This is a genomic window from Polaromonas aquatica, from assembly GCF_042659145.1.
GTDB lineage: Bacteria > Pseudomonadota > Gammaproteobacteria > Burkholderiales > Burkholderiaceae_C > Polaromonas > Polaromonas aquatica.
In genome coordinates, this window is record NZ_JBHSRS010000079.1 from 22624 (window position 1) to 48983 (window position 26360).

A 26360-nucleotide genomic window follows, 5' to 3' on the forward strand; every position below is an offset into this window, starting at 1 on the left:
AGCTCAGTGGGCGGAAAAAATCACGCGATCAGGAACAGGCTTGAAGGTGCCCAGACGGCTCCACCACGGCATCAGCAGGAAGAAGCCGAAGTAAAAGAGCGTTCCCACCTGAGACACGCGTTCGCCAATCGGGGATGGCGGCTGCACGCCCAGGTATCCCAGCACGAGGAAGTTAAGCACAAAGATTGCGTAGAGGTATTTGTTCCAGCTCGGGCGGTAACGAATCGACTTGACTTCACTGTTGTCGAGCCATGGCAGGAAGAACAGGATGATGACAGCACCGCCCATGACCATCACGCCCCAGAATTTGGCGTCGATCATCAGCATCGCAGCGATCACGGCAACGGCGGCAACAACGATCACGGCCTTGAACAGGCCTGCAATTTTGGCTTTGACGACACCAAACACAGCCGCTGCCGCAACGCAGGCAATCAACGCATACATCATCTCGCTGGTGATGGCACGCAGCATCGAATAGAACGGCGTGAAATACCAGACCGGGGCGATATGCAAAGGCGTCTTCAGCGGATCGGCCGGGATGAAGTTGTTGTACTCGAGGAAGTAGCCACCGAATTCAGGCGCCAGGAAAATGATGGCGGTGAACACCATCAGGAACATGCAGACAGCAAAAATGTCGTGCACCGTGTAGTACGGATGGAAAGGAATGCCGTCCAGCGGATGGCCAGCTGCGTCCTTGGGGGCGTTCGGACCCTTGATCTCGACGCCGTCGGGATTGTTGGAGCCGACTTCATGCAGCGCAATGATGTGCGCGGCCACCAGGCCCAGCAGTACCAGCGGCACGGCAATCACGTGGAAAGCAAAAAAGCGGTTCAGCGTGGCATCACCGACCACGTAGTCGCCGCGGATCAGCAGCGCCAGGTCAGGACCGATAAAGGGAATCGCGGCAAACAGGTTCACGATGACCTGGGCGCCCCAGTAGCTCATCTGGCCCCATGGCAGCAGGTAACCCATGAAGGCTTCGGCCATCAGGCAGAGGAAAATCGCGCAGCCGAAAATCCAGATCAGCTCGCGCGGCTTGCGGTAGCTGCCGTAGATCAGGCCACGGAACATGTGCAGGTAGACCACCACAAAGAACGCGGATGCGCCGGTGGAGTGCATGTAGCGGATGAGCCAGCCCCATGGCACATCGCGCATGATGTACTCGACCGAACCAAATGCCAGCGCGGCATCGGGCTTGTAGTTCATGGTCAGGAAGATACCGGTGACGATCTGGATCACCAGTACAAGCATGGCCAGCGAACCGAAGATGTACCAGAAGTTGAAGTTCTTCGGTGCGTAGTACTCGCTCATGTGCTCTTTGTAGAGCTTGCTGGCGGGGAAGCGGTTGTCGATCCAGTTCATCGCCTTGTCGGCGAGCGGTGCATCGGGGGAAATTTCTTTGAATTCAGCCATAACTGATCCTGGTTCGGTGGGGTTCTTTGGCGAGCGCCTGTTCGTTGTTGTTCGGTATCGGGCGCTGGCTACAAGCTCTTTTGAGGGGACTCAGGGTTACGAGAGACGCCTTCAGGCCTTTTTGTCTTCACCGATCAGCAGCCGTGTGTCTGACAGGTACATGTGCGGGGGAACTTCCAGATTGTCGGGCGCGGGCTTGTTTTTATAGACGCGGCCGGCCATGTCGAAAGTGGAACCGTGGCAAGGGCAGAGAAAGCCGCCGCCCCAGTCCGAAGACATGCCACCAGCCGCGCCGGGCTGGAACTTGTCCGAAGGCGAGCAGCCCAAATGGGTACAAATGCCGACCGCCACAAAAACTTCGGGCTTGATTGAGCGGCCTTCATTGCGCGCATACACAGGGGTGAGTTCGTCCTGCTTGCGCTTGGACTCAGGGTCGGCCAGCAAGGCGTCGAGCTTTGGCAACTCTGCCAGTTGCTCGGGCGTGCGCTTGACGATCCAGACCGGCTTGCCGCGCCATTCGACGGTGATTTTTTCACCGGGCTTGACGGCCGAGATGTCGACCTCTACGGCTGCACCGGCTGCTTTCGCTTTTTCCGAGGGCTGAAAAGTGCTTACAAAGGGGACTGCGGTAGCGACTGCACCAATGCCGCCTACAGCGGCCGTGGCAACGATCCAGTTTCTTTTATCTTTATCTAGAGGCGCACCTTGTGGCGCACCATTCTCGCTTGCTTGGGTCATGAGAGTCCTTCAAGAACTTGCTTGAAAAAGGCTTAGTGGGGACAACCCCCAATTGTAGCGGAGCGCGAACTCGTTTTTCAAGGGTACCGAGCCAGGCACAGATGCGCACGTACCACAGGCGCGCGCTTTTTTGAGGCCGGGGCGGATTGCTGCGGGCAAATCAGGCGCAGGGCTGACTCAAACAACTCCAGCCCCCATAATCATGCTTCGAAAAACCTTTTCGAAAATCTCGCCAGGGTGCAATGCCCACCACTGAGCCAATGACCGAGCAACAAAAAGGAGAAACTCATGGGAATGATGCAGGAATTCAAGGAATTTGCCATCAAGGGCAGCGTCGTCGATCTCGCCGTTGGCGTGATCATCGGTGCAGCATTCGGCAAGATTGTCGACTCCGTGGTCAGCGACCTGATCCTGCCGGTGGTGGGGGCAGTGATAGGCAAGATTGATTTTTCCAACCTGTTCATCGTGCTGGGCAGCGTGCCTGCGGGAACCGCCACGACCCTGGACGCGCTGAAAAAAGCCGGCGTGCCGGTATTTGCCTACGGCAACTTCATCACGGTGGCGGTCAACTTTGCCATCCTTGCATTCATCATTTTCCTGATGATCAAGCAAATCAACCGCATGAAGAAAGAAACGCCGGCGGCACCTGCAGCACCGGCGCCCACGCCGGAAGACGTGATGCTGTTGCGCGAGATCCGCGACAGCCTGAAGAAATAAGCACCCCCTTGTGGCTCGCTCACTTCGTGTAGCGGGCCTCTCCCCTGCAGGGGACGGCGCCTGCCGGCTGGCAAGATCAGTTCACCCTGTCGGAAGCTCACTGCGTGTAGCGCCCTCCCCCTTCCAGGGGCGGCGCCTCCGCGCCGGCAAAGCCGGACGCGCGGCCCCTGCTTGCGAAGGCATGGCGATGCTATTTACTTAGTAGCAGCTTGCGCCCGAAAGCATTGGCTTTGAAGCCTTCTAGGTCTTTCCGGGGAGCAGTTTTCGCGCCATGCTGATGGCCGCCAGCAAGCTGGACGCATCGGCCATGCCGCGCCCGGCAATATCAAACGCCGTGCCGTGGTCAGGGCTGGTGCGTACCATGGGCAAGCCCAGCGTCACATTGACGCCCTGCTCCACCCCGAGGTACTTGACCGGGATCAGTCCCTGGTCGTGGTACATCGCCACCACCACATCAAACTCGCCGGGCCTGTCCGCCGTATTGCGGGCCCGCATAAAAACGGTATCTGGTGCAAAGGGACCGCTCGCATCCAGGCCCTCGGCCCGCGCGGCGGCGATGGCGGGCGCAATGATGGCCTGTTCTTCATCACCAAACAGCCCGCCCTCGCCAGCATGCGGGTTCAGGCCAGCCACACCGATGCGCGGCGGCCGGCCCAGGCTGGCGCCCACGGCGGCATGCGTGATGCGCAGGGTTTGCAGCACGTTGTCAAAGGTCACCGCATCTATCGCCTTGCGCAGTGACATGTGAATGCTCACCAGCACAGTCTTGAGTTCGTCATTGGCCAGCATCATGCGCACCGGCACGTCCTGCACGGGTTTGCCCAGAAAGGTGGCCGCCTCGGCCTGCAGCATTTCGGTGTGGCCCGGGAATGTCGCCACCCAGCCCCCGGCAGCCGCCAGCGCCTCCTTGTGCACCGGCGCAGTCACCATGCCAGCTGCCTCACCGGCAAGCACGGCGCGCGCGGCCCAGACAATGCAGTCGGCTGCGGCTTTTCCAGCCGAAGCGCTCACCCGCCCATAAGGGACAGGCGCAGCCAGCTCACATTTTTGCAGCACCGGGATGCAGCGTGGCGGCGCTGAAAAACCGGCAGGCGAGGTCTCCAGCTGCGCGACCGCCAGGGCCAAAGGCGCGGCTGTCAGCGCCGCAGCGCGCCGCATGGTCGCGACATCGCCGACCACTACACAGCCCTGTAGTTCTGCCGGTGAATCACGAAAAGCTTTGGCGATGATTTCAGGGCCTATGCCGGCCGGGTCGCCCATGGTGACGAGCAGGGGTTTGTTCATTGGAATACCTTCGTGCCGCGCACTGCGCTGCGCTTATGCCGGGTTGTCAATATCGATAAATTCGTGCGCCAGGCCCAGCTGTTCGGCCACATGCGCAGCGACTGCCGGCGCACCATAACGCTCGGACGCATGGTGGCCACAGGCAAAAAAGGGCACACCCATCTCGCGGGCGTAGTGGGCTTGCGGCTCGGAAATTTCGCCGGTGATGAAGGCATCTGCCCCGGCGGCAATCGCTGCTTCGAAATAGCCCTGTGCGCCACCAGTGCACCATGCTATCTTTTTAATAGCTGATTGCGCGCTTCCCACAACGACTACAGGCCTTTTTAATGCATTTTTAATGGTTTCGGCGAGCTCTTCGGCCGTATTGAAGCTGCCGCCATCGGTTTTGCCGCCCAGAAAGCCCAGGTCCTGCTCGCCGAAACGCGCAGTCGCCGTCAGGCCCAGTTGCACGCCAAGCTGCGCGTTATTACCCAGTTGCGGGTGCGCATCCAGCGGCAAATGGTAGGCATAGAGGTTGATGTCATGCGCCAGCAGCAGCGCCAGGCGCTGCTTCATCCAGCCTGTCACGCGGCCGTCCTGGCCGCGCCAGAACAGGCCGTGGTGCACAAAAATCGCATCCGCCTGCGCCTCTATCGCGGCGGCTATCAGCGCGCGGCTGGCGGTGACACCGGAGACGATTTTGCGCACTTCAGCCTTGCCTTCAACCTGCAGGCCGTTCGGCCCGTAGTCCTTGAAGCGCTCGGGCTGCAGCAGCGCATCAAAGGCTTGCAGCAGGTCTTGTCGGGTTGCTGGTGGGGAAGTGCTCATGACCCGATTGTCTCAGGCCCGGGCGTCTTCGCCAGGCCGGCCTTAACTGGCTGGACCGTCTTTTTTACCCATGTGCCCGCGGTGGCTCAGCGGCAGCAGGCCCACCACAAAACCCAGCACGGCCAGCCCGCCGACGTAGTGAGCCGGAGCCATCACATCCCTTTGCAGCCATGTCGTGATGATGATGGGCGTGAGGCCGCCAAAAATCGCATAGGACATGTTGTAGGAAAAGGACAGGCCGGTAAACCGCACGGCCGCAGGAAACGCCCGCACACCGACCATGGGCACGACGGCAATGATGCCGACAAACAGGCCCACCAAAGCGTAGCCGAGCACCAGCGAAACCGGCGTTCCGGGCAGGCCGGTATAAAAAAGGTAGGACGTGATGAACAGGCCGGGAAATCCCAGCAGCATCACAAGCCGCGTCCCGAAGCGGTCCACCGCCCAGCCGACCAGCACACAGCCCAGGGTCAGCATCAGCGTGGCCACGGCATTCGCCTCAAGTGCCAGCGTCACCGGGATGTGGTGCACTTTTTGCAGGTAGGTCGGCGTGAACAGCACCACCACCACGATGGCGGCCGACAGTACCCAGGTCAGCAGGCCGACCAGCACGCTGGCGGCCCGGTGCTCGCGCAGGATGGTTTTGACCGGCATCTCGCGAGCACCATGGCGCAGCGCCGCCATTTCCTGGAACACCGGGGTCTCCTGCAAAAAGCGGCGCAGGTAAACCGAGATCAGGCCAAAAATGCCGCCCAGGATGAAAGGAATGCGCCAGGCAAAGTCGTTCACTTCGACGGGCGTGTAGTGCTTGTTCAGCGCAATCGCAACCAGCGACCCGAGCAGGATGCCGCCCGTGATGCCCGCCGTCAGCGTGCCCACGCCCAGGCCGTAGCGTTTGGCTGGCACATGCTCGGCGACAAACACCCAGGCACCGGGCATCTCACCGCCGATTGCCGCGCCCTGCAGCACACGCATGGCCAGCAGCAGCAGCGGCGCTGCCACGCCAATGCTGGCGTAGGTCGGCAGCAGGCCGATCACCAGCGTGGGAACAGCCATCAGGAAAATGCTCAGGGTGAACATGCGCTTGCGGCCCAGCTTGTCGCCGAAGTGCGCAATCACAATGCCGCCTATGGGGCGCGCCAGGTAACCGGCAGCAAAAATGCCAAAAGTCTGCAGCAGGCGCAGCCAGTCGGGCATGTCGGCCGGGAAAAACAGGTTGCCGAGTACCGTGGCAAAAAAGACGTAAATCACGAAGTCGTAAAACTCCAGCGTGCCGCCCAGGGCAGACAGGCCCAGCGTCTGGTAATCGTGCCGGTTCAGGGTGCGCGAAGGCGCGGCAGTGGCTCCCCCGTTAGCGGGGTTCAAGGTGGTCATGAGGCTTCCCAATGCAATCAACAGGATTTGAAGCGGGCTGCGCGAGAAGGACAGGCGGGGTTGCCGCCTGCCGCCAGCGGCCGTTCAGGCGCGCCATGGATCCTGGCGCTGGGCGGGCGGCAGTCAGATGTGGGGACGGTCGCGAGGAACAGGTCGGCTTGCACAGCCAGCCCCATATTCTAAGGGTTTTTACCTATCCCGGCATTTCGCCAGCCCCGCAAGGCCGGCTGCCAGGGCTCAGGGCAGAAAACCTTCGACCGAAAGATAACGCTCGCCGGTGTCGTAGTTAAAACCCAGCACCGTGCTGCCCGCCGGGATTTCCGGCAGCTTCTGGGCAATCGCGGCCAGCGTTGCGCCCGAAGAAATGCCGACCAGCAAACCTTCCTCGACGGCACTGCGGCGCGCAAAGTCCTTGGCCGCATCGCCTTCGATCTGGATCACGCCGTCCAGCAGGCTGGTGTGCAGGTTCGCAGGGATAAAACCCGCGCCTATGCCCTGGATGGGGTGCGGTGAAGGTTTGCCACCGCTGATGACGGGTGATGCCGAGGGCTCCACGGCAAAGACTTTTGTATTCGGGAATTTCGCCTTGAGCACCTGCGCCACGCCGGTCAGGTGGCCGCCCGTGCCCACGCCCGTGATGAGGTAGTCCACGCCGTTGGGGAAATCCGCGAGTATTTCCGCGGCCGTGGTGCGGGCATGCACCTCGATGTTGGCCGGGTTCTCAAACTGCTGCGGCATCCACGACCCCGGCGTTTGCGCCAGCAGCTCCCTGGCGCGCGCGATGGCGCCGTTCATGCCCTTTTCACGCGGCGTCAGATCAAAACTCGCACCGTAAGCCAGCATCAGGCGGCGCCGCTCAATGCTCATGCTCTCGGGCATCACCAGCACCAGCTTGTAGCCCTTGACGGCCGCCACCACCGCCAGCCCCACACCAGTGTTGCCCGACGTCGGCTCGATGATGATGCCACCGGGTTTCAGCGCACCCGACTTTTCGGCGGCCTCGACCATGCTCAGGGCAATCCGGTCCTTGATGGAGCCGCCGGGATTGCTGCGCTCGGACTTGACGTAAATCTGGTGCGACTGGCAGGCCGCGCCAAACAGGCGGTTGATGCGGATGTGCGGGGTATTGCCTATCGTGGCGAGGACGCTGGAAGCTTTCATGGCTGTCTCCTGAGGGTGAAACGAACAAGGGGATGCGACCCAGTATGCCGAACAAATAAATTATCGCTTTTCGCGGCTCTGTCATGCATACCGCATCACGGGGCACAAACTGGGCGAAAATCAGGACAGGCAAAGGTTCGAGCCAATAACCCGGCCCACCCTGCCCGCCCCCAGCTGACACCTATCGCCTACTTACAGCCTTTTCCGGCCACCCACCATGCGCAAATTCTGGCTCCTGTTTTCCCAAACCGTCACGGTGTTTCTCGCGGCCTATTTTGTGGTGGCAACGCTCAAGCCGCAGTGGCTGGACCGCAGGCCGTCCTTTACTGCCGTGTCGGTCATAGAGGCGCCCGCCAGCAGCGTACAGCGCAGCACCGGCCCGGTCGGCAGCTTCAGCTCGGCGGCAAAAATCGCATCCGCAGCGGTGGTCAGCATCAACACCAGCAAGGCCGCCGCCAGGAACCCGCAGGCCGATGATCCATGGTTCAAGTTTTTCTTCGGCGACCAGGGCCGCGGCGAACCGCAGGGTGGCCTGGGCAGCGGCGTCATCATCAGCCCCAGCGGCTACATCCTGACCAACAACCACGTGGTCGAGGGTGCCGACGAGATCGAGGTCATCCTCAACGACACGCGCAAGGCCAAGGCCAAGGTCATTGGCACAGACCCCGACACCGACCTGGCGATCCTGAAAATCGACCTCGACAAGCTGCCGGTCATCGTGCTGGGCAACTCCGACGCGCTCCAGGTAGGCGACCCGGTGCTGGCCATAGGCAACCCCTTCGGCGTGGGCCAGACCGTGACCGGCGGCATCGTCAGCGCCCTGGGACGCAACCAGCTGGGCATAAACACCTTTGAAAACTTCATCCAGACCGATGCCGCGATCAACCCCGGCAACTCGGGCGGTGCGCTGGTCGATGTGAACGGCGCGCTGATGGGCATCAACACGGCGATCTACTCCCGCTCGGGCGGCTCCATGGGCATAGGTTTTGCCATTCCCGTATCCACCGCCAAGCAGGTGCTGGAAAGCATCGTGAAGGACGGCCAGGTGACACGCGGCTGGATTGGCGTCGAACCCCAGGAACTCAACGCTGAGCTGGCCGAAACCTTCAACATCAAGGCAGGCGCGGTACAAAAAGGCGGCGTGATCATCACCGGCGTGCTGCAAAACGGCCCGGCGGCACAGGCCGGCATCCGGCCTGGTGACGTGATCACTGCAGTGGACGGCAAGGCCGTAGGCAGCGTCACCGAACTGCTCAGCGCCGTGGCCATGCTCAAGCCGGGTATTGCAGCGCCCCTGACCGTGCTGCGCAAAGACAGCACGACGGATATTGCAGTCACCCCAGGAAAGCGCCAGCGACCCAAGGTGCCGCGCTGACCAGGCAGGTGTTTCTGTTTGATTTTGCTATTTAAACAATAGCTGGCTGCGCCCGTTTCCTGAGGGCTACAGGCCCAAAACGCTTGAGAAATTAAGGTTTGGCAGCTTCGGTGTCGGCGTCGGCATCAGGCGCCTTGGTGTGTTTGACGAACAGTTGTGCGGCCAGGATGCCGACCTCGTACAAACCGCCCACCACCATCAGCAGCATGATCATGGAGCCCGCATCGGGCGGCGTGACCAGCGCGGTGCCTATGGCGGCAATCACCCAGAAATAGCCGCGGTACTGACGCAGCTGGGCGACGCTGAGTATGCCCATGCGAACCAGCAAAATCACGGCAATCGGCACCTCGAACGCCAGGCCAAACGCCAGGAACATGCCCAGCACAAAGCTGAGGTATTCCTCGATGTCCGGCGTGGCCGTGATGGACTTGGGTGCAAAGCTCTGGATGAACTTGAAGACCTGGCCGAACACGAAGTAGTAGCAGAAGGCCACACCGATAAAAAACAGCAGCGTGCTGGAAATCACCAGCGGCATGACCAGTTTTTTCTCATGCGAATACAGGCCTGGCGCGACAAAGGCCCACACCTGGTAAAGCACCACCGGCAGCGCAATCATGAAGGCCGCCATGAAAAGTATCTTGATGGGCACCACAAACGGCGTGATCACGCTGATGGCGATCAGCGTGGCGCCCTTGGGCAGGGTCGCCACCAGCGGCGCGGCCAGGATGTCGTAAAGCGCGCTGGCGCCCGGGTAGATCGCCAGCACGGCGGCGACCACGCCAATGGCAATCACCGCCTTGATCATCCGGTCGCGCAGCTCCATCAGGTGCTGTACAAAAGGCTGCTCTGTGCCTGCGAGTTCGTCAGGCTTGTCGGTGTTGGAATCGCTCATGGGAAGAAGTTTGCGCCGTGTGAATCGCGCCGGTCAGCGCGCGGGAGTGGATTAAAGCAGCTCAGCCGTTGTCGCCGAAGCGGGCGCCCGGCCGGGGACGAAACCGCGCCACACGCGCTGCGCCGGATTGCGCCTTGGTCCGTGTGCCTGAGCGGGCCTTGTACCACTGCGGCGTGGCACCGGTCTTGAGCCGCCACTTCTTTTTGGGGTGTTTGTATTCGGGGAAGATCTCCATGCCGGGCAGCGCGCCTGAGGAGCTGTCACCGATCGCTTCAGACCAGGATTTCTCAAAATCGCTGGCATTGGTCTGGATGGAATTCTCGACGTCGCGGGCCGCACCCTCGACGGTTTCCTTCATCTTCTTGAGCTCGTCAAGCTCCATGGAGCGATTGACTTCGCTCTTGACGTCGGCCACGTAACGCTGCGCCTTGCCCAGCAAGGTGCCGACTGTACGGGCGACGCGCGGCAGCTTTTCGGGGCCGATCACGATCAGCGCGACCGCGCCTATGAGGGCGATCTTGGAGACGCCCAGATCAATCACGGCGGGCCTGCTTCCTGAAAGGACAAATGGCTGTCACTGAATCAGTTCAGGACTTTTGACGGGCTTCGACGTCGATGGTGGTCTTGTCGGCAGCCTGGGCGTTGGTCACCTGGCCGGCCGGTGGAACAGGCTTGTCTTCAGCAGCCTGGCTGCTGCCGTCCTTCATGCCGTCCTTGAAGCCCTTGACGGCGCCGCCAAGGTCGCTGCCCATGTTCTTGAGCTTTTTGGTGCCGAACACCATGACCACGATCAACAGCACGATCAACCAGTGCCATATGGAAAATGAACCCATGTTTTGCTCCTAATCCTAAATTTGCAGGTTTTGCAGATAACTCGGTCGATTCTAAGGGGCATGCCCGGTGGATCGCCGATTACACACATTGGCCTCCCGGGTTAGTGTGCCTTGCTGCCCCCGGGGTTCCCTTGTTTTTTTGCCGGCTCAGCCTTTAAGCCATGGCCGGGGGCCGCCTATCACGTGAAAGTGCAGGTGATGCACTTCCTGCCCGCCTTCGGCACCGGTGTTGGTCAGGATGCGGTAGCCGCCCTCTGGATAAGGATTGCAGCCCTGCTCCAGCGCCAGCCGGGGCGCCAGCACCATCATGCGCCCAAGCAGCGCCTCATGTTCGGGCCCTACCTGCGCCATCGAGGGGATGTGCGCCTTGGGAATCATCAGGAAGTGCACCGGCGCCCAGGGGTTGATGTCGTGAAAAGCGAACAGTTCTTCGTCCTCATAAACCTTGCGGCTGGGGATGGTGCCCGCGGCGATCTTGCAAAAAATGCAGTTGTCAGGATGGCTCATGCGAATGTTTGAGAGTCTGTATGTAAATGTTGTAGCGTCAGACCGGCTGCTGGCTGTTAAAACGCATCCAGCCGCGCACGCAGCGGTACAGGTACCAGAGCCAGACGATGCCGTAGGCGATAAACCCCGGCAGCACAAACAGCAGCCAGAGCGGCGACAGCACCACCAGCCACAACAGCGTCCACCAGAAAGTGGAAATCATGTAGTTGTGGTGCATGACGTAAAAAGCGTCGCTCTCGTCGGCCCGCCGCACGTAATTGATGATCACCGCGATCACCGCGAACACGCCGCCGCTGAACCAGGCCAGCGTGTGCAGGCCATACAGCACGTGCATGATGGTGCGGTCCTGGGGACTCTTGACTTCAAATTCGGCCAGATCGGTTTCCATGGTTTGGGCTCCTGTCCAGGTAAAAAATCAAAAAATGCCGGCCCGCTCAGGGCTTTTCAGCCGCGTCGCGGTGTTGCGCCTTGCGCAGTGCTTTTTCTTCAATGCCGCTGGTGCCCTCGCGGCGCTCCAGTTCGGCAATCACGTCCGCCGGGCTGAGGCCGTAATGCGCCAGCGCAATCAGGCTGTGGAACCACAAATCGGCCACCTCGCCGACAAGTTTTCCCTTGAGTTCCGGGCTTGCGCTGCCGTGGCTGGCCGCGCAGTCAATGTCCTTGGCGGCCATGACGGCTTCGGTGGCTTCCTCGCCGATTTTTTTCAGGAAGGCATCCGGGCCCTTGTGCAACAGGCGCGCCACATAGCTTTTTTCAGGGTCGCCGCCATTGGCCGCCTTGCGGCTTTCAATGATCTGCGCCAGGCGCAGCAGGGAGTCATTCGTGGTCATGTTTGCCGGGAGTTTGTTTGTACATGCTTTTCGGGTCTTTCAGGACCGGCTCGGTCACTACCCACTGGCCGTCTTTATACACGCTGAAAAAGCAGCTGTGACGGCCGGTGTGGCAGGCAATCCCGGGCTCATGGCCAAGCTGCGTGACCTTGAGCAGGATCACGTCGTTGTCGCAATCCAGGCGGATTTCATGCACCGTCTGCTGGTTGCCGGATTCCTCGCCCTTGTGCCACAAGCGCCCGCGCGAGCGGCTGTAGTACACCGCCTGGCCAAGTTCCGCGGTTTTTTGCAGCGCCTCGCGGTTCATCCAGGCAAACATCAGCACGTCGCCGCTGGCGGCTTCCTGCGCAATCACGGGAACCAGGCCCTTGTCGTCCCAGCTTATGTCATCTAGCCAATTCTTGGTCATGGGGTCTATTGTCCGGGATTTGGAGAGTGGCCGATTGCAGCACAAAAACCCTCCGGTCAAGGGCATCGAGGGGCCGGCTTTGCCGGACCGCAGATGCCGCCCCAGCAGGGGGGAAGGCGCAGCGACACGAAGTGCGCGAAGCCTACGGGGGTTGCGTCACAACCTCACCGGAATGCCGCGCGAAGCCATATATTGCTTGGCCTGCTGCACCGTGTATTCACCGTAATGAAAAATGCTGGCAGCCAGCACGGCGTCTGCGCCGCCGCTCTGTACGCCGTCGGCCAGGTGTTCCAGGTTGCCGACGCCTCCGGAAGCGATCACGGGCACGCTGACGGCATCGCTCACTGCACGGGTCAGGGCCAGGTCAAAACCTGACTTGGTGCCGTCGCGGTCCATGCTGGTGAGCAGGATCTCGCCGGCGCCGCGCCGCGCCATTTCAGTGGCCCAGGCGACGGCGTCGAGGCCGGTATTTTTACGTCCGCCGTGACTGTAGACGTCCCAGCCCGCGCCGCGCTTTTGGGCGTCTTCCTCGCTGCGGCGTTTGGCGTCTATGGCCACGACGATGCACTGCGCGCCGTATTTGGCGGAAGCGTCCTCAATCACCTGCGGATTGGCAATGGCAGCCGAGTTGAAGCTGGTCTTGTCAGCCCCGGCGTTAAGCAGGCGGCGCACATCTTCAACGGTGCGAACCCCACCACCCACGGTGAGGGGAATGAACACCTGTGAGGCCACAGCCTCGATGATGGGCAGGATCAGGTCGCGCCCATCACTGGTTGCCGTGATGTCCAGAAAAGTGAGTTCGTCGGCGCCCTGCTCGTTGTAGCGCGCGGCGATTTCCACCGGGTCGCCCGCGTCACGCAGCTGGGTGAAATTGACGCCCTTGACCACGCGGCCACCGGTGACGTCCAGGCAAGGGATGATTCTTTTAGCGAGCATTGGCTTGGCGGACTTTGGAGGTTTCCAGAAATTCGATTATCAGGATGCAGGGTGAGGCGCCCGGAGCGCAGGACACCGGAATGCACTCAGGTGCATGAGGATTCCGGGCACCGCGCAACGCCGCCATGCGCCCGGGAATCGGATTTATGGGAGCCTCTAGCCGTTCAATTCGTCGGCGCGCGCCTGCGCGGCAGCAAAATCCAGGTCGCCGCTGTAGATGGAGCGCCCGCAAATCACGCCCTCAACACCTTCGTCCTCGACTTCACACAGCGCTTCAATATCCGCCATGCTGGACAAACCGCCGGAAGCAATCACCGGAATGGTCAGTGCCTGGGCCAGCTTGACGGTGGCTTCCATGTTGATACCGGTCAGCATGCCGTCGCGGCCGATATCGGTGTAGATGATGCCTTCGACGCCGTAGTCCTGGAATTTCTTGCCGAGGTCAATCACCTCATGGCCGGTCATCTTGCTCCAGCCGTCGGTGGCGACCTTGCCGTCCTTGGCATCGAGGCCGACGATGATATGGCCGCCGAATGCGGTGCAGGCGTCCTGCAGGAAACCGGGATTTTTGACCGCTGCCGTGCCAATGATGACGTAACGCAGGCCGGCATCGAGGTAACGTTCAATCGTGTCCAGGTCACGGATACCGCCGCCCAGTTGCACGTCGACTTCGCTACCTACCTCGGCCAGGATTTTCTTGATGGCTGCTTCGTTTTTGGGCTTGCCGGCAAAAGCGCCGTTCAGGTCCACCAGGTGCAGACGGCGCGCACCCTTGTCAACCCAACTGCGCGCCATCGCGGCCGGATCCTCGCTGAAGACGGTGGATTGATCCATGTCGCCCTGTTTGAGGCGAACGCAGTGGCCGTCTTTCAGGTCAATCGCGGGGATAAGTAGCATGTTGCGGTAAAAAAGCGGAAAAGTTAGCGGTTAAAAGAGGTAATGGTGGCAGGTCACGGGTTCCAGAGCAGGAAATTGCGGTACAGGGCCAAACCCTGGTCCGCGCTCTTTTCCGGATGGAACTGTGTTGCAAAAATATTATCGCGTGCAATCGCCGCCGTAAAGCGCGTACCGTACTCCGCCTCGCCCGCAGTGTGGCGCGTATCAGACGGATGGGCATAAAAACTGTGCACGAAATAAAAATAGGCGCCATCGGGCACACCGGCCCAGACCGGATGGGCAGGCGACGACTGGTAAACCTGGTTCCAGCCCATTTGCGGAACCTTGTAGCGGCTGCCGTCGGGCTGTATGCGGCCAGCCAGGTCAAATCTCTTGACTTCGCCGGGAATCAGGTTCAGGCCTTTTGTACCAACACCGCCATCACCCGGCACACCTTCTTCGCTGTGCGTCAGCAGCATCTGCATGCCGACGCAAACGCCAAACAGCGGCTTGTTGGCGGCTGCGTGCAGCACGGCCTCCTGCATGCCGGATTCGGCCAGCTCGCGCATGCAGTCGGCAATCGCGCCCTGACCAGGCAGCACCACACGCTCGGCATTCATCACGTCTTCGGCTTTTGAAGTGACTACGACCTCAAAGCCGCTGCCTTTGGCCACATGCTGCACGGCCTGCGAGACCGAACGCAGGTTGCCCATGCCGTAATCGACCACCGCCACTGTTTTAGGTTTTGTCATCAGATAAAAGAGCGTCGCGCGCGTCGCACGGCGCTACTGAATTTATAGCTGGTTGCGCACGTATTGATTGGGCTGGAGGTCAAAAGTATGCCTAAAAGCATGTTTTAACCCAACAGCGAGCCCTTGGTCGAGGGAATGATGCCCGCGGCACGCGGGTCTATCTCCAGCGCCATGCGCAGGGCCCTGGCAAAGGCCTTGAACACGGTCTCAGCCTGGTGGTGCGAATTGTCGCCGCGCAGGTTGTCTATGTGCAGCGTCACAAACGCGTGGTTCACAAAGCCCTGGAAGAACTCGTAGGCGAGCTGGCTGTCGAAAGTGCCTATCATGCCGCTCTTGAAGGGCACATGCATTTCCAGCCCGGGGCGGCCGGAAAAATCAACCACCACGCGCGACAGGGCTTCATCCAGCGGCACATAGGCGTGGCCATAACGGCGCAAGCCTTTTTTGTCGCCAACAGCCTTGGCAACCGCCTGGCCAAACGTGATGCCTACGTCTTCCACCGTGTGGTGGCCGTCGATGTGCAGGTCGCCCTCTGCGTGGATGTCCAGGTCGATCAGGCCGTGGCGGGCGATCTGGTCCAGCATGTGGTCAAAAAAGCCAATGCCCGTGGACAGGCTGGACTTGCCGGTGCCGTCAAGGTTGAGCTTGACGGTGATTTTGGTCTCGGCAGTGTTGCGCGAGACTTCCGCGGTGCGGGGAGCGATGGTGGTGGGGGTAGTCATAAGGATTCTCTCAGCGCCGCCAGCATTTGCGTGTTCTCATCCGCGGTACCGACGGTCAGGCGCAAACAATTGGCCAGCAATACATGCATTTTAGAAACGTTTTTAACCAGCACACCCCTGGCCTTCATGCCCTCAAAGGTTTTGCTGGCATCGGGCACACGGATCAGGATCATGTTGGCATCGCTTTTCCAGGCCTTGACACCGTGCATGGCGGCCAGCGCTTCAAACAGCATGGCGCGCTGCGCAACCAGATCCTGCGCCTGCCCCGCAAACACGTCGCGGTGCTCAAGCGCAAACAGCGCGCACTCGTAGTTCAGCACACTGATGTTGTAGGGCGGGCGCACCTTGTCGATCTCGGCAATCAGGGCTTTCGGGCCCATCATGTAGCCCAGACGCACACCGGCCAGGCCGAATTTGCTCAGGGTGCGCATCAACAGCACATGGCTGTGTCCGGCCAGGCGGTCTATATAACTCTTGCTGGAAAACGGCTGGTAGGCCTCGTCCAGCACCACCAGCCCCGGCGCCGCCGCTATGATTTTTTCGATCACTGCGTCGTCCCACAGATTGGCTGTCGGGTTGTTCGGGTAAGCCAGGTAAATGATGGACGGCTGGTGTTCGGCTATCGCGGTCAGCATGGCCGCTTCATCGAGTTCAAAGTCGGCCGTCAGCGGCACCCCTATGAACTTGAGCCCCTGCAATTGCGCGCTCATGCCGTACATCACAAAACCCGGCAGCGGTGCCAGGATAGAGCCCCCTTCAACATCACAGGCCATGGCCAGTAGCGAGATCAGCTCGTCCGATCCGTTGCCCAGCATGATGTCAAAACCTTCGGGCATCTGCGCATAGTCAGCCAGTGCACGGCGCAAGTCGTTGACGCGGCCATCGGGATAGCGGTTCAGCGCCAGCGCGCCCAGGCGCTGGCCCAGGTGCGCCTGCAGCGCGGCCGGCAGGCGGTGCGGGTTTTCCATCGCATCCAGCTTGACCATGCCGGCGGATTCCTGGACGGCGTAGGCGTGCATGGACTGGACGTCCTGACGGATGAGTTTTTTGAACCTGGGGGCCAGCGCGCTCATTTTTTCACCTTCATGTCGGGTACGGTGTGCAGGCGCAATTCCGCGGCACGCGCATGTGCCTGCAGGCCTTCGCCGTAAGCCAGTTCGGCGGCAATCTTGCCCAGCACCTGGGCACCGGCTTCACTCACCTCGATCAGGCTGGAGCGTTTCTGGAAGTCGTAAACACCCAGCGGGCTGGAAAAGCGTGCCGTGCCGCTGGTGGGCAACACGTGGTTAGGGCCGGCGCAGTAGTCGCCCAGGCTTTCGCTGGTGAAGGCACCGAGGAAAATCGCACCCGCGTGTTTGAGCAGCGGCTCCCATTTGTGCGGATCGCGGCTGGATACCTCCAGGTGCTCAGGGGCGATGCGATTGCTAATTTCGCAGGCTTCTTCCATGCTGCGGGTATGGATCAATGCACCACGGCCGGTCAGCGATTTGGCGATGATTTCTGCGCGCGGCATGGCCGGCAGCAGGCGGTTGATGGCTTCCTGCACCGCATCGATATAGGCAGCGTCCGGGCATAACAAAATGCTTTGCGCGAGTTCGTCGTGTTCGGCCTGGCTGAACAGGTCCATGGCCACCCAGTCGGCGGGTGTTGTGCCGTCGGCCAGCACCAGGATTTCAGACGGGCCGGCGATCATGTCAATGCCAACCGTACCAAAAACGCGCTTTTTGGCGCTGGCCACATAGGCATTGCCGGGGCCGGTGATCTTGTCGACCTTGGGCACGGTCTGCGTGCCGTAGGCCAGCGCGGCCACGGCCTGCGCACCGCCAATGGTGAAGGCGCGGGTCACGCCGGCCACGTAGGCAGCAGCCAGCACCAGGGCATTTTTTTCACCCCTGGGCGTGGGCACGACCATGATGATCTCGCCGACGCCGGCCACATGGGCAGGGATGGCATTCATCAACACCGATGAGGGATAGGCTGCCTTGCCGCCGGGCACATAGATGCCGACGCGGTCCAGCGGCGTGACCTTCTGGCCCAGCAAGGTGCCGTCTTCGTCGCGGTAGCTCCAGCTCTCGCCGCTGGCTTTCTTTTGAGCCTCGTGATAAGTGCGCACACGGCGGGCCGCAGCCTCAAGCGCATCACGCTGGGCGGCAGGAATCGCTTCGAATGCGGCTTTCAGCTCGGCCTGGGTCAGTTCGAGCTCGCCCATGCCGGCAACATTGAGCCCGTCAAAACGTGCCGTGTACTCAAGCACCGCCGCGTCGCCGCGCTGCTGCACGTCCGCCAGGATATCGGCCACCCGCTGCTCGATCGCCGCATCGGTATCCGCCGACCAGTGCAGGCGCGCCTTGAATTCAGCATCAAAAGTGGCTGCAGCGGTTGAAAGACGGGCGGGAGAAGCTACCAATTTCATAGCATTTACCAGGGGTGTTACTTGTTCACTGCGGCCGAGAAGGCGTCGATGATCCGGCGGATCGGCGCCTGCTTGAGCTTGAGCGCGGTCTGGTTCACCACCAGGTGCGAGCTGATGTCCATGATGCGCTCGACTTCCACCAGGTGGTTGGCCTTGAGCGTGTTGCCGGTAGAGACCAGGTCCACAATAGCATCGGCCAGCCCGGTCAGCGGCGCCAGTTCCATGCTGCCGTAGAGTTTGATCAGGTCCACGTGCACGCCCTTGGAGGCAAAAAACTCGCGCGCGATCGCCACGTATTTGGTGGCCACGGTCAGGCGAGAGCCCTGCTTGACGGCGGCGGTGTAATCAAAACCTTCACGCACGGCGACGCTGATACGGCATTTGGCAATCTGAAGATCAAGCGGCTGGTACAGGCCCTGGTTGCCGGACTCCAGCAGGGTGTCCTTGCCAACCACACCGATATCTGCGCCGCCGTATTGCACATAGGTCGGTACATCGGTAGCGCGCACCAGCACCACACGCACATCGGGCTGGTTGGTGTCCAGGATCAGCTTGCGCGACTTGTCCGGGTCGTCCAGCACCTCGATACCAACGGTCCGCAGCAGCGGCAGGATGTCGTCGAAGATGCGGCCTTTGGAAAGGGCGAGGGTAATCATGCTTTAACCCTTTCAATATCAGCACCTATGCCGCGCAGTTTGGCTTCCATCTGGTCGTAACCCCGGTCCAGGTGGTAAATGCGGTCCACCAGTGTTTCGCCGTTGGCAACCAGGCCGGCAATCACCAGGCTGGCGGATGCGCGCAGGTCGGTGGCCATGACGGTCGCGCCTGAGAGTTTTTCAACGCCCTCCATGACAGCGACCTTGCCTTCGATCTGGATTTTTGCGCCCAGGCGCAGCATCTCGTTGACGTGCATGAAGCGGTTTTCAAAAATCGTTTCCGTCACCGTGCTGGAGCCCGTTGAAATGGCATTGAGCGCCATGAACTGGGCCTGCATGTCGGTAGGAAAGCCCGGGTATTCAGTGGTGCGGAAAGACTGCGCCTTCATGCGGCCCTGTGCCTGGATGCGGATAAAACCGTCTCCGGCCGTCACTGTGGCGCCGGCTTCACGCAGCTTGTCGATCACCGCATCAAGGTGGTCGGCGCGGCCATGCTTGAGCACCACGTCACCGCCGGCTGCGGCCACCGCGCACAAAAAGGTTCCGGCTTCAATCCGGTCGGCCACCACCTGGTGCGTGCAGCCGTGCAGGCCTTCCACGCCCTGGATGCGGATGCGGCGTGTGCCGTGGCCTTCAATCTTCGCACCCATCTTGATCAGCATTTCGGCCAGGTCGCCGATCTCGGGCTCCTGCGCGGCGTTTTCAAGAATGGTCTCGCCTTCGGCCAGGCTGGCTGCCATCAGGAAGTTTTCGGTGCCGGTCACCGTCACCATGTCGGTGGTGATGCTGCAGCCCTTGAGCCTTTTCTGGCCGGCGGGCAATTTGGCAATCATGTAGCCGTGTTCCACCGCGATCTCGGCGCCCATGGCCTGCATGCCCTTGATGTGCTGGTCAACCGGCCGGGAGCCAATCGCACAACCGCCGGGCAGCGATACCGTGGCCTCGCCAAAACGCGCCAGCAGCGGGCCCAGGGCCAGCACGGAGGCGCGCATGGTTTTCACCAGTTCATACGGTGCTTCGGGTGAACTCAGGCTGCCTGCGTTCAGGGTGACCGTACCGGGATCGCCCGGGCTGTGCTCGGCCGTCACACCCATGTTGCGGATCAGCTTGAGCATGGTGCTGACGTCCTGCAGGCGCGGCACGTTCTGCAATGTGACCGTATCGGCCGTCAGCAGCGCTGCGCACAGCTCCGGCAGCGCGGCATTCTTGGCGCCTGAAATGGTGACCGTGCCGGCCAGCGACTTGCCGCCCTTGATGAGTAACTTGTCCATGTTTTGTGCTTGTCTATGACTGGGCTATGACTGGGGATGGGCTGCCCATTCGGCAGGCGTGTAGGTTTTCATCGACAGGGCATGCACCTCGTCGGTCTGCATGCGCCCGCCCAGGGTGGCATACACCTTCTGGTGGCGCTGTATCAGGCGTTTGCCTTCAAAGACGCTGGACACAATGGTGGCATACCAGTGCCTGCCGTCGCCGGACAGCTCAATGTGTTCGCAGGGCAGGCCCGCCATGATGATGGATTGAAGTTCTTCGCTGGTCATATTCTGTTCAGTGTCTTATCTTGTAGCCGGTGCGCAGCATGTTGATCGCAATGGCGCTGACAACAAGCAGGGCCGTGCCGACAATGCCTATGCTGACCCACGGCGACACATCGCTCACGCCGAAAAACCCGTAACGGAAACCGTCGATCATGTAGAAAAACGGGTTCAGGTGGCTGACCTTTTGCCAGAACGGCGGCAGCGAATGGATGGAGTAAAACACGCCGCTCAGGAACGTCATCGGCATGATGATGAAGTTCTGGAAAGTAGCCATCTGGTCAAACTTTTCGGCCCACAGGCCGGCAATCAGCCCGAGCGCGCCCAGCAACGCGGCACCCAGCACGGCAAACACAATGATCCAGAGCGGCGCGACAAATCCCGGCTGGCCGAAAAATACCGTCACCACAAACACCCCCAGGCCAACGGCCAGCCCGCGCACGACGGACGAGGCCACGTAAGCCCAGAACCAGGCCCAATGCGACAGGGGTGTGAGCAGCACAAACACCAGGCTGCCCATGATCTTGCTCTGGATGATGGACGAAGAGCTGTTGGCAAAGGCGTTCTGCAACACGCTCATCATGACCAGGCCTGGCACCAGGAAGGCGGTGTAGCCGACCTGGCCGTAAACCAGTTCCTTGCCCTGCATGACGTGGCCAAAAATCAGCATGTACATCACGGCCGTGAGCACGGGTGCGCCCACGGTCTGGAAGCCGACCTTCCAGAAACGTAAAACTTCCTTGTAGAAAAGGGTCTGCCAGCCGGTCATGTTGCCACTCCAGCCAGATTGAGTTCCAGCGGTTCTTCCACGGCCTTTTCGGCCATCACATCAAGAAATACGTCTTCCAGGTCGGCCTTGCGGATTTCAACATCTTCGGCCACCAGGCCGGCCTCGCGTATGGCAGCCAGGTATTGCTCGATTTCATGGGCGCTGTGCGCCGGGAATTGCACGATTCGGCCTGTAATCCGGGCCTGGTCGGCGAGATGCCTTGGCAGTTCGCTATCAATTTTGAAACGCAGCACATTCGACGATGCGGCCTTGAGCAGCTCGGAGGTCTGCGCCAGCGCCACCATCCGGCCCTGCTTGAGCATGGCGATGCGGCTGCACAGGGCCTCGGCTTCTTCAAGGTAATGGGTGGTCAGCAGCACGGTGCTGCCCTGCTTGTTGAGTTTGGCGATGAACTGCCACAGGGTCTGGCGCAATTCGACGTCAACGCCGGCCGTCGGCTCGTCGAGCACGATCACCTGGGGTTTGTGCACCAGTGCCTGCGCCACCAGCACGCGGCGCTTCATGCCGCCCGACAGCTGGCGCATGTTGGCATTGGCCTTGTCGGCCAGGCCCAGGCTGACCAGCAGTTCGTCAATCCAGTCATCGTTCTTTTTGATGCCGAAGTAACCCGACTGGATGCGCAGCGCCTCACGCACGGAGAAAAAGGGGTCAAACACCAGCTCCTGCGGCACGACCCCCAGCTTGCGGCGGGCGCTGGCGTAATCGGTCACCACATCACTGCCCTGCACCTTGACGGTACCACTGCTGGCCCGCGAAAGGCCTGCGAGGATGCTGATGAGCGAGGTCTTGCCTGCTCCGTTGGGGCCCAGCAGGCCGAAAAACTCACCTTGCTGGATGTCAAAGCTCACGTCATCAAGGGCCCGGACCACGGGGCCCGTTTGACTTCGTGCAGATGAGTAGGTTTTGGAGACGGACTGGAATGAAATGGCTGGCATTAGCCCGCCATTTTAAGGGGCTGATGCATTTTTGGGCCGGCGGGCTGCCGGAAAGCCCTGCGCGACGCGGACAGACGCCCGGGAGGACGGCGGAAAAACAGCCTCAGGCCGTCGCCGGAATCAGCTCGGCTACGCCGTAAAGGCCGGCCAGCTGGCGCAGGCGCGCCGGCAGGCCACGCACGGAAAAGGCCTTGCCCGCCACCAGCGCCTCGCGCCGGCAAGCGAGCAAAACCGCCAGCGCGGACGAATCAAACTCCTGCAGCGTGCTGGCGTCAGCCACCACCTCCGCCGCTTGCGATAACACCAACGGCTTCAGGCCGCGTGCGAAATCAGCAGCCACGGCGTGCGTCAGGATGGAGGGAAGTGTCAGCACAGCGGTCAACGCAATCAGGATTTCTTGGCGGTACCGGCATTGGCCTGGTTGCGCTGCACCAGGGAAGCAATCAGGCCGTCTATGCCCTTGGCACTGATTTCCTGCGCAAACTGCGTGCGGTAGGTTTCGACCAGCCAGACACCCAGCACATTGAGGTCATAGATTTTCCAGCCGGTGGCGGCTTTTTCCATGCGGTAGTCCAGCTGGATGGGGTCGCCACGGCCCAGGACTTCGGTGCGCACCGTCACTTCGGTATCCGTGGGCGCCGCACGCAGCGGCTTGACGTTAACGGTCTGGTCCTTGACCTGCGCCAGCGCGCCTGAGTAGGTGCGGACAAGCAGGGTCTTGAATTCGTCCTGCAAGCGTTTTTGCTGCTCGGGCGAGGCCTGGCGCCAGTTGCGGCCCACGGCGGCAGCCGTCATGCGGGTGAAGTTGACGTTGGGCATGATCTGGCTGTCAACCAGCGCAATCACCTTGCTCATGTCACCGGCCTGCACGGACTTGTCGGCCTTGATGTTGTCCAGCACTTCAGCGGAAACACGCTTGATCAGCATATCGGGCGCCTCGTCGGCAGCACGCGCCAGTGGAGCGGATGCCAGCAGGGCTGCGCCTATAAAAGCTGTGAAGAGGTGGGCCAGTTTTCTACGGTTCATATTGTTCCTTCAATAGCGAATACGCGTTTATCAATAACGCCCCAGCACGATTCAGGTGCACCCGGAAGGCTCGCCCGCCATGAGCGAGCGCTCCAGAACCGTTGGTCGGACACCCATTCTCGGGCATTGATGGGCGGAAAACGGTCAAGTTTTACGACTGCCCTGTAAACCCTGTGAGATCAGGTGCTTTTTTACTTGGCCGCAGGCGGTGTACCTGCACCGGCGGGAGCAGGTGCGGCCTCCGGCAGGTCATAGCGCTCTTCGGGCTCCGGTGCACCATCACGGATCAGGCTCTGGCGGCGCTGCAGGTACGCGTCGCGGGTAAAGCTGTATTTGTCAAGCGAGGCCTGCTCAAGCACGTTGCCGGCATCCAGGTAATTGGCGCGCAGGTTGACCAGGCGCAACACGCCCAGGGAATTGCGCACCGGCACCCTGTCGGTCCGGTTGACGAGGTCGGCATTGATGTCCACCACCGTGCCCACCGTGTCGCGAACGGAAGAAGGCCCCAGCAAGGGCAGCACCACGTAAGGGCCTGAACCCACGCCCCAATAACCCAGGGTCTGGCCGAAATCTTCCGTGTGCTTTTCAAGCCGCATTTCGGTGGCGATATCAATCACGCCGGCAAACCCGAAAATGGTGTTGAAGCTGATCCGCATCAGGGTCTCGACGGACTCCTTGGGCTTGAGCTGCAGCACGTTGTTGACCAGCGACCAGACATCGACGATGTTGCCGAAGAAATTGGTCACGCCGGTACGCACGGGTGAGGGCGTGATATCGCGGTAAGCCGTTGCCACGGGTTTGAGGACGGCGCGGTCCAGGCCTTCATTGAAGCTGAAGACGCTTCGGTTGAAAGGCTCCAGCGGATCGGCCGGGTTGGCATTGGGGCCGGTGGCGCAGCCCTGCACCAGCGCAAGGGTCAGGGCCGCTGCGGCCATACGCAAGGCCAGGGCCGGTTTCATCATCGTTCGTATCATCATTTTTTTTCTGGCGTCCCTGGTGACGGTGCTGCCCCTGATCCAGAGCTGCTGTCCGCCGCCTTACTGTACAAAAACTGGCTGATCAGGTTTTCAAGCACCACGGCGGACTGCGTCTGTTTGATCACGTCCCCCGCGGCCATGTTTTTATCGCTGGCACCGGCCTCTATGCCTATGTATTGCTCACCCAGCAGGCCGCTGGTCAGGATTTTCAGCGAACTGTCTTTCGGGAAAACATATTTGCTGTCCATCGCCAGGTTGACACTGGCCTGGTAGGACTTGTCGTCAAAGCTGATCTCTTCCACCCGGCCGATGACAACGCCCGCACTTTTGACGGCTGCGCGCGGCTTCAGGCCGCCAATATTGTCGAATTTGGCCGTGACCTTGTAGGAGCTGTCGAAATTCAGGGAAAGCAGGTTGGCGGACTTGAGTGCCAGGAACAGAATGGCGACTCCGCCAATCAGGACAAACAAACCGACCCAGAGGTCATTTTTCGAGCGTTGCATCGTTCTTTCTTTCAGTGCCCCGGCAGCCCAGGTTCAGGGTGCAAAAAAGGTGCGAAAAGGCGTTGTCCGGATTCTCGCATGGCTTGTTTGGACAGGTATTGCGGCGCTTTAAACACTAAACATCAGTGTGGTCAGCAAAAAGTCCAGCCCGAGCACGGCCAGCGAGGCCACAACCACGGTCCGGGTCGTGGCGCGCGACACGCCTTCGGGCGTGGGCTGGGCTTCAAAACCCTGGTAGAGCGCCACAAAGGTGACGGTCACGCCAAACACAAAACTCTTGACGATGCCGTTGCCCACGTCGCGCCAGACATCCACGCCCGACTGCATCTGGCTCCAGAATGAACCCGCATCCACGCCAATCATCACCACGCCGACGACCCAGCCGCCAATGATGCCGACGGCGCTGAACACAGCCGCCAGCAGCGGCATCGCGATGATGCCGCCCCAAAAGCGCGGCGCCAGGATACGTTTGACCGGGTCCACCGCCATCATCTCCATGGCCGACAACTGCTCGCCGGCTTTCATCAGGCCGATTTCGGCGGTCAGGGCCGTACCGGCGCGGCCGGCAAACAGCAAGGCGGTCACAACAGGGCCAAGCTCCCTGACCAAGCTCAGGGCGACCAGCAGGCCAAGCGCCTCCGACGAGCCATAGCGCTGCAAGGTGTAATAACCCTGCAGCCCGAGCACAAAGCCGACAAACAGGCCGGACACCGAAATGATGGCCAGCGAATAATTGCCAAGAAAGAATATCTGGTCACGCACCAGCCCAAAGCGTGCCAGCGCCGGCCCTGTCATGGCCAGCAGGCGCGACAGCAAGCGGGTGGCATAACCCAGTTGGGTCAACTGGTCGCGCACGGCAAAACCGAGGTTGGAGATCAATCGCACAGGGCTGTAACGGCTCATCGGTATACCTTCGTGCTGCGCACTGCGGTGCGAGCTTGCTTGGGGCGGCCCGGCGCGGCGCTCATGAACGCTCCCCCCTGCGCTTTGCGGCCGGATTGCCAAAGTCATCGGCCACTTCCGGCCCGGGGTAATGGAATTTCACGGGGCCTTCGCTCAGCGCGTTGACAAACTGGTGTACCAGCGGGTCGGTGGAATGCCTGACCTCGTCGGGCGTGCCCTGCGCCGCAATGCCGCCGTTGGCCAGGATGATGACCTGGTCGGCGATGCGAAAGGTTTCTTCCAGGTCATGCGAAACCACGATGCTGGTAATGCCCAGGGTGTCATTGAGCTGGCGAATCAGCTGCGCGGCAGTGCCCAGCGAGATCGGGTCCAGCCCGGCAAAAGGCTCGTCGTACATGATGAGTTCGGGATCCAGCACAATGGCACGCGCCAGTGCCACACGCCTGGCCATGCCGCCTGAAACTTCGCTGGGCATCAAATCCCGCGCCCCGCGCAGGCCGACGGCATTGAGTTTCATCAGCACGATGTCGCGGACCATACGCTCGTCCAGCCCCGTGTGCTCGCGCAGCGGGAAAGCGACGTTGTCAAACACGCTCAAATCGGTAAACAGCGCGCCAAACTGGAACAGCATGCCCATGCGGCGGCGGGCTGCGTAGAGCGCGGGCTGCGTCATCTGCGCCACGTTTTTGCCGTCAAACAGCACTTCGCCGTGGTTGGCCTTTTGCTGGCCGCCTATGAGGCGCAGCACGGTGGTCTTGCCACCGCCGGAAGCACCCATGAGCGCCGTGACCTTGCCACGCGGCACGGAAAAAGTGACCTTGTCGAGGATGACTCGATCCCCCACCGATGCCGGGTAGGAAAAGGTCACGTCCTTGAATTCAACCAGCGCGGAAACAGGGGACATGGGGGTATCGGGCATTAAAAATCGCGGCGCCGGCATGCAGCCCGGGCCTTGTAAACAGGTGCCTGAATGATAAGGGCATTGGTCCATCCGCT

General features: G+C 61.0%; 32 protein-coding genes. 2 read left to right on the top strand and 30 right to left on the bottom strand.

Translation table 11 applies throughout. The annotated features are described in order from the left end of the window. Positions 1 to 3: 3 nt before the first annotated feature. Both ACFQND_RS15255 and petA read right to left on the bottom strand, forming a co-directional pair. Positions 4 to 1413 (bottom strand): cytochrome b, encoded by a 1410-nt coding sequence (locus ACFQND_RS15255; RefSeq protein ID WP_371439363.1) that lies wholly within the window; start codon positions 1411 to 1413, stop codon positions 4 to 6. A 111-nt stretch (positions 1414 to 1524) separates the two neighbouring features. Continuing rightward, the gene (petA, locus tag ACFQND_RS15260; RefSeq protein WP_371439362.1) at positions 1525 to 2151 is read right to left on the bottom strand and encodes a ubiquinol-cytochrome c reductase iron-sulfur subunit; all 627 of its coding nucleotides are present in this window, start codon (positions 2149 to 2151) and stop codon (positions 1525 to 1527) included. A gap of 288 nt (positions 2152 to 2439) precedes the next feature. On the opposite strand from petA, the gene mscL reads away from it, so the two are divergent. Continuing rightward, positions 2440 to 2868: a large conductance mechanosensitive channel protein MscL gene (mscL, locus tag ACFQND_RS15265; protein WP_371439361.1), complete on the top strand. Its 429-nt coding sequence runs from the start codon at positions 2440 to 2442 to the stop codon at positions 2866 to 2868. Positions 2869 to 3108: 240 nt separating this feature from the next. Here the strand turns inward: mscL and pdxA are convergent, their stop codons facing one another. The 4 genes from pdxA to cysK all read right to left on the bottom strand — a co-directional run bounded on the left by pdxA (position 3109) and on the right by cysK (position 7494). Then, positions 3109 to 4152, bottom strand: coding sequence for a 4-hydroxythreonine-4-phosphate dehydrogenase PdxA (gene pdxA, locus ACFQND_RS15270; RefSeq protein ID WP_371439360.1), 1044 nt, complete (start codon positions 4150 to 4152; stop codon positions 3109 to 3111). A gap of 33 nt (positions 4153 to 4185) precedes the next feature. Beyond that, positions 4186 to 4959, bottom strand: coding sequence for a Nif3-like dinuclear metal center hexameric protein (locus ACFQND_RS15275; RefSeq protein WP_371439359.1), 774 nt, complete (start codon positions 4957 to 4959; stop codon positions 4186 to 4188). Positions 4960 to 5001: 42 nt separating this feature from the next. Further along, on the bottom strand, positions 5002 to 6333 hold the full coding sequence (locus ACFQND_RS15280) for an MFS transporter (RefSeq protein ID WP_371439358.1): 1332 nt from the start codon (positions 6331 to 6333) through the stop codon (positions 5002 to 5004). 237 nt (positions 6334 to 6570) lie between these two features. Next, positions 6571 to 7494, bottom strand: coding sequence for a cysteine synthase A (gene cysK / locus ACFQND_RS15285; protein ID WP_371439357.1), 924 nt, complete (start codon positions 7492 to 7494; stop codon positions 6571 to 6573). Positions 7495 to 7711: 217 nt separating this feature from the next. Here cysK and ACFQND_RS15290 point away from each other — a divergent pair, with 217 nt between their 5' ends. Beyond that, entirely contained in the window at positions 7712 to 8869 is a 1158-nt protein-coding gene (locus ACFQND_RS15290) for a S1C family serine protease (protein WP_371439356.1), read from the top strand. Between the two features lie 91 nt (positions 8870 to 8960). Here the strand turns inward: ACFQND_RS15290 and tatC are convergent, their stop codons facing one another. The 24 genes from tatC to ACFQND_RS15410 all read right to left on the bottom strand — a co-directional run bounded on the left by tatC (position 8961) and on the right by ACFQND_RS15410 (position 26268). Next, entirely contained in the window at positions 8961 to 9761 is an 801-nt protein-coding gene (tatC, locus tag ACFQND_RS15295; RefSeq protein WP_371439355.1) for a twin-arginine translocase subunit TatC, read from the bottom strand. A gap of 61 nt (positions 9762 to 9822) precedes the next feature. Next, a complete protein-coding gene (gene tatB / locus ACFQND_RS15300) occupies positions 9823 to 10302 on the bottom strand; it encodes a Sec-independent protein translocase protein TatB (protein ID WP_371439354.1) in 480 nt (159 codons plus the stop codon). Between the two features lie 46 nt (positions 10303 to 10348). Continuing rightward, positions 10349 to 10594: a Sec-independent protein translocase subunit TatA gene (gene tatA, locus ACFQND_RS15305; RefSeq protein ID WP_371439353.1), complete on the bottom strand. Its 246-nt coding sequence runs from the start codon at positions 10592 to 10594 to the stop codon at positions 10349 to 10351. A 147-nt stretch (positions 10595 to 10741) separates the two neighbouring features. Further along, positions 10742 to 11101 carry a histidine triad nucleotide-binding protein gene (locus ACFQND_RS15310; RefSeq protein WP_371439352.1) on the bottom strand — a complete coding sequence of 120 codons (360 nt, stop codon included), beginning with the start codon at positions 11099 to 11101 and terminating at the stop codon, positions 10742 to 10744. A gap of 37 nt (positions 11102 to 11138) precedes the next feature. Beyond that, a complete protein-coding gene (locus tag ACFQND_RS15315; protein WP_371439351.1) occupies positions 11139 to 11489 on the bottom strand; it encodes a DUF4870 family protein in 351 nt (116 codons plus the stop codon). 46 nt (positions 11490 to 11535) lie between these two features. Continuing rightward, entirely contained in the window at positions 11536 to 11931 is a 396-nt protein-coding gene (locus tag ACFQND_RS15320; RefSeq protein ID WP_371439350.1) for a phosphoribosyl-ATP diphosphatase, read from the bottom strand. Continuing rightward, positions 11918 to 12340: a phosphoribosyl-AMP cyclohydrolase gene (gene hisI, locus ACFQND_RS15325; RefSeq protein ID WP_371439349.1), complete on the bottom strand. Its 423-nt coding sequence runs from the start codon at positions 12338 to 12340 to the stop codon at positions 11918 to 11920. Before hisI ends, ACFQND_RS15320 begins: the two co-directional genes overlap by 14 nt. A gap of 156 nt (positions 12341 to 12496) precedes the next feature. Continuing rightward, positions 12497 to 13276: an imidazole glycerol phosphate synthase subunit HisF gene (gene hisF / locus ACFQND_RS15330; RefSeq protein WP_371439348.1), complete on the bottom strand. Its 780-nt coding sequence runs from the start codon at positions 13274 to 13276 to the stop codon at positions 12497 to 12499. A gap of 156 nt (positions 13277 to 13432) precedes the next feature. After that, positions 13433 to 14173, bottom strand: coding sequence for a 1-(5-phosphoribosyl)-5-[(5-phosphoribosylamino)methylideneamino]imidazole-4-carboxamide isomerase (gene hisA / locus ACFQND_RS15335; RefSeq protein ID WP_371439347.1), 741 nt, complete (start codon positions 14171 to 14173; stop codon positions 13433 to 13435). Between the two features lie 53 nt (positions 14174 to 14226). Then, positions 14227 to 14904 (bottom strand): imidazole glycerol phosphate synthase subunit HisH, encoded by a 678-nt coding sequence (hisH, locus tag ACFQND_RS15340; protein WP_371439346.1) that lies wholly within the window; start codon positions 14902 to 14904, stop codon positions 14227 to 14229. A gap of 104 nt (positions 14905 to 15008) precedes the next feature. Beyond that, on the bottom strand, positions 15009 to 15626 hold the full coding sequence (hisB, locus tag ACFQND_RS15345) for an imidazoleglycerol-phosphate dehydratase HisB (RefSeq protein ID WP_371439345.1): 618 nt from the start codon (positions 15624 to 15626) through the stop codon (positions 15009 to 15011). Then, complete coding sequence (hisC, locus tag ACFQND_RS15350) at positions 15623 to 16699, bottom strand: histidinol-phosphate transaminase (protein ID WP_371439344.1); 1077 nt, start codon at positions 16697 to 16699, stop codon at positions 15623 to 15625. The genes hisB and hisC overlap by 4 nt, the downstream gene beginning before the upstream one ends. Then, positions 16696 to 18039, bottom strand: a complete 1344-nt coding sequence (hisD, locus tag ACFQND_RS15355; RefSeq protein ID WP_371439343.1) for a histidinol dehydrogenase — start codon at positions 18037 to 18039, stop codon at positions 16696 to 16698. Before hisD ends, hisC begins: the two co-directional genes overlap by 4 nt. Before the next feature lie 17 nt (positions 18040 to 18056). After that, positions 18057 to 18695 (bottom strand): ATP phosphoribosyltransferase, encoded by a 639-nt coding sequence (gene hisG / locus ACFQND_RS15360; protein ID WP_371439342.1) that lies wholly within the window; start codon positions 18693 to 18695, stop codon positions 18057 to 18059. Then, the gene (murA, locus tag ACFQND_RS15365) at positions 18692 to 19966 is read right to left on the bottom strand and encodes a UDP-N-acetylglucosamine 1-carboxyvinyltransferase (RefSeq protein WP_371439341.1); all 1275 of its coding nucleotides are present in this window, start codon (positions 19964 to 19966) and stop codon (positions 18692 to 18694) included. The genes hisG and murA overlap by 4 nt, the downstream gene beginning before the upstream one ends. Positions 19967 to 19990: 24 nt before the next feature. Continuing rightward, a complete protein-coding gene (locus ACFQND_RS15370; protein ID WP_371439340.1) occupies positions 19991 to 20236 on the bottom strand; it encodes a BolA family protein in 246 nt (81 codons plus the stop codon). Positions 20237 to 20243: 7 nt separating this feature from the next. Next, positions 20244 to 20999, bottom strand: coding sequence for an ABC transporter permease (locus ACFQND_RS15375; protein WP_371439339.1), 756 nt, complete (start codon positions 20997 to 20999; stop codon positions 20244 to 20246). After that, entirely contained in the window at positions 20996 to 21955 is a 960-nt protein-coding gene (locus ACFQND_RS15380) for an ABC transporter ATP-binding protein (RefSeq protein ID WP_371439338.1), read from the bottom strand. Before ACFQND_RS15380 ends, ACFQND_RS15375 begins: the two co-directional genes overlap by 4 nt. Before the next feature lie 103 nt (positions 21956 to 22058). Beyond that, complete coding sequence (locus ACFQND_RS15385; protein WP_371439486.1) at positions 22059 to 22328, bottom strand: STAS domain-containing protein; 270 nt, start codon at positions 22326 to 22328, stop codon at positions 22059 to 22061. Between the two features lie 14 nt (positions 22329 to 22342). Next, positions 22343 to 22981, bottom strand: coding sequence for an MlaC/ttg2D family ABC transporter substrate-binding protein (locus ACFQND_RS15390; RefSeq protein WP_371439337.1), 639 nt, complete (start codon positions 22979 to 22981; stop codon positions 22343 to 22345). Between the two features lie 191 nt (positions 22982 to 23172). Further along, complete coding sequence (locus tag ACFQND_RS15395) at positions 23173 to 23958, bottom strand: MlaA family lipoprotein (protein WP_371439336.1); 786 nt, start codon at positions 23956 to 23958, stop codon at positions 23173 to 23175. Then, positions 23955 to 24461 carry an outer membrane lipid asymmetry maintenance protein MlaD gene (gene mlaD, locus ACFQND_RS15400; protein ID WP_371439335.1) on the bottom strand — a complete coding sequence of 169 codons (507 nt, stop codon included), beginning with the start codon at positions 24459 to 24461 and terminating at the stop codon, positions 23955 to 23957. The genes ACFQND_RS15395 and mlaD overlap by 4 nt, the downstream gene beginning before the upstream one ends. Positions 24462 to 24569: 108 nt before the next feature. Then, positions 24570 to 25364, bottom strand: coding sequence for a lipid asymmetry maintenance ABC transporter permease subunit MlaE (mlaE, locus tag ACFQND_RS15405; RefSeq protein WP_371439334.1), 795 nt, complete (start codon positions 25362 to 25364; stop codon positions 24570 to 24572). 61 nt (positions 25365 to 25425) lie between these two features. Then, positions 25426 to 26268, bottom strand: a complete 843-nt coding sequence (locus tag ACFQND_RS15410) for an ABC transporter ATP-binding protein (RefSeq protein ID WP_371439333.1) — start codon at positions 26266 to 26268, stop codon at positions 25426 to 25428. Positions 26269 to 26360: the final 92 nt, after the last annotated feature.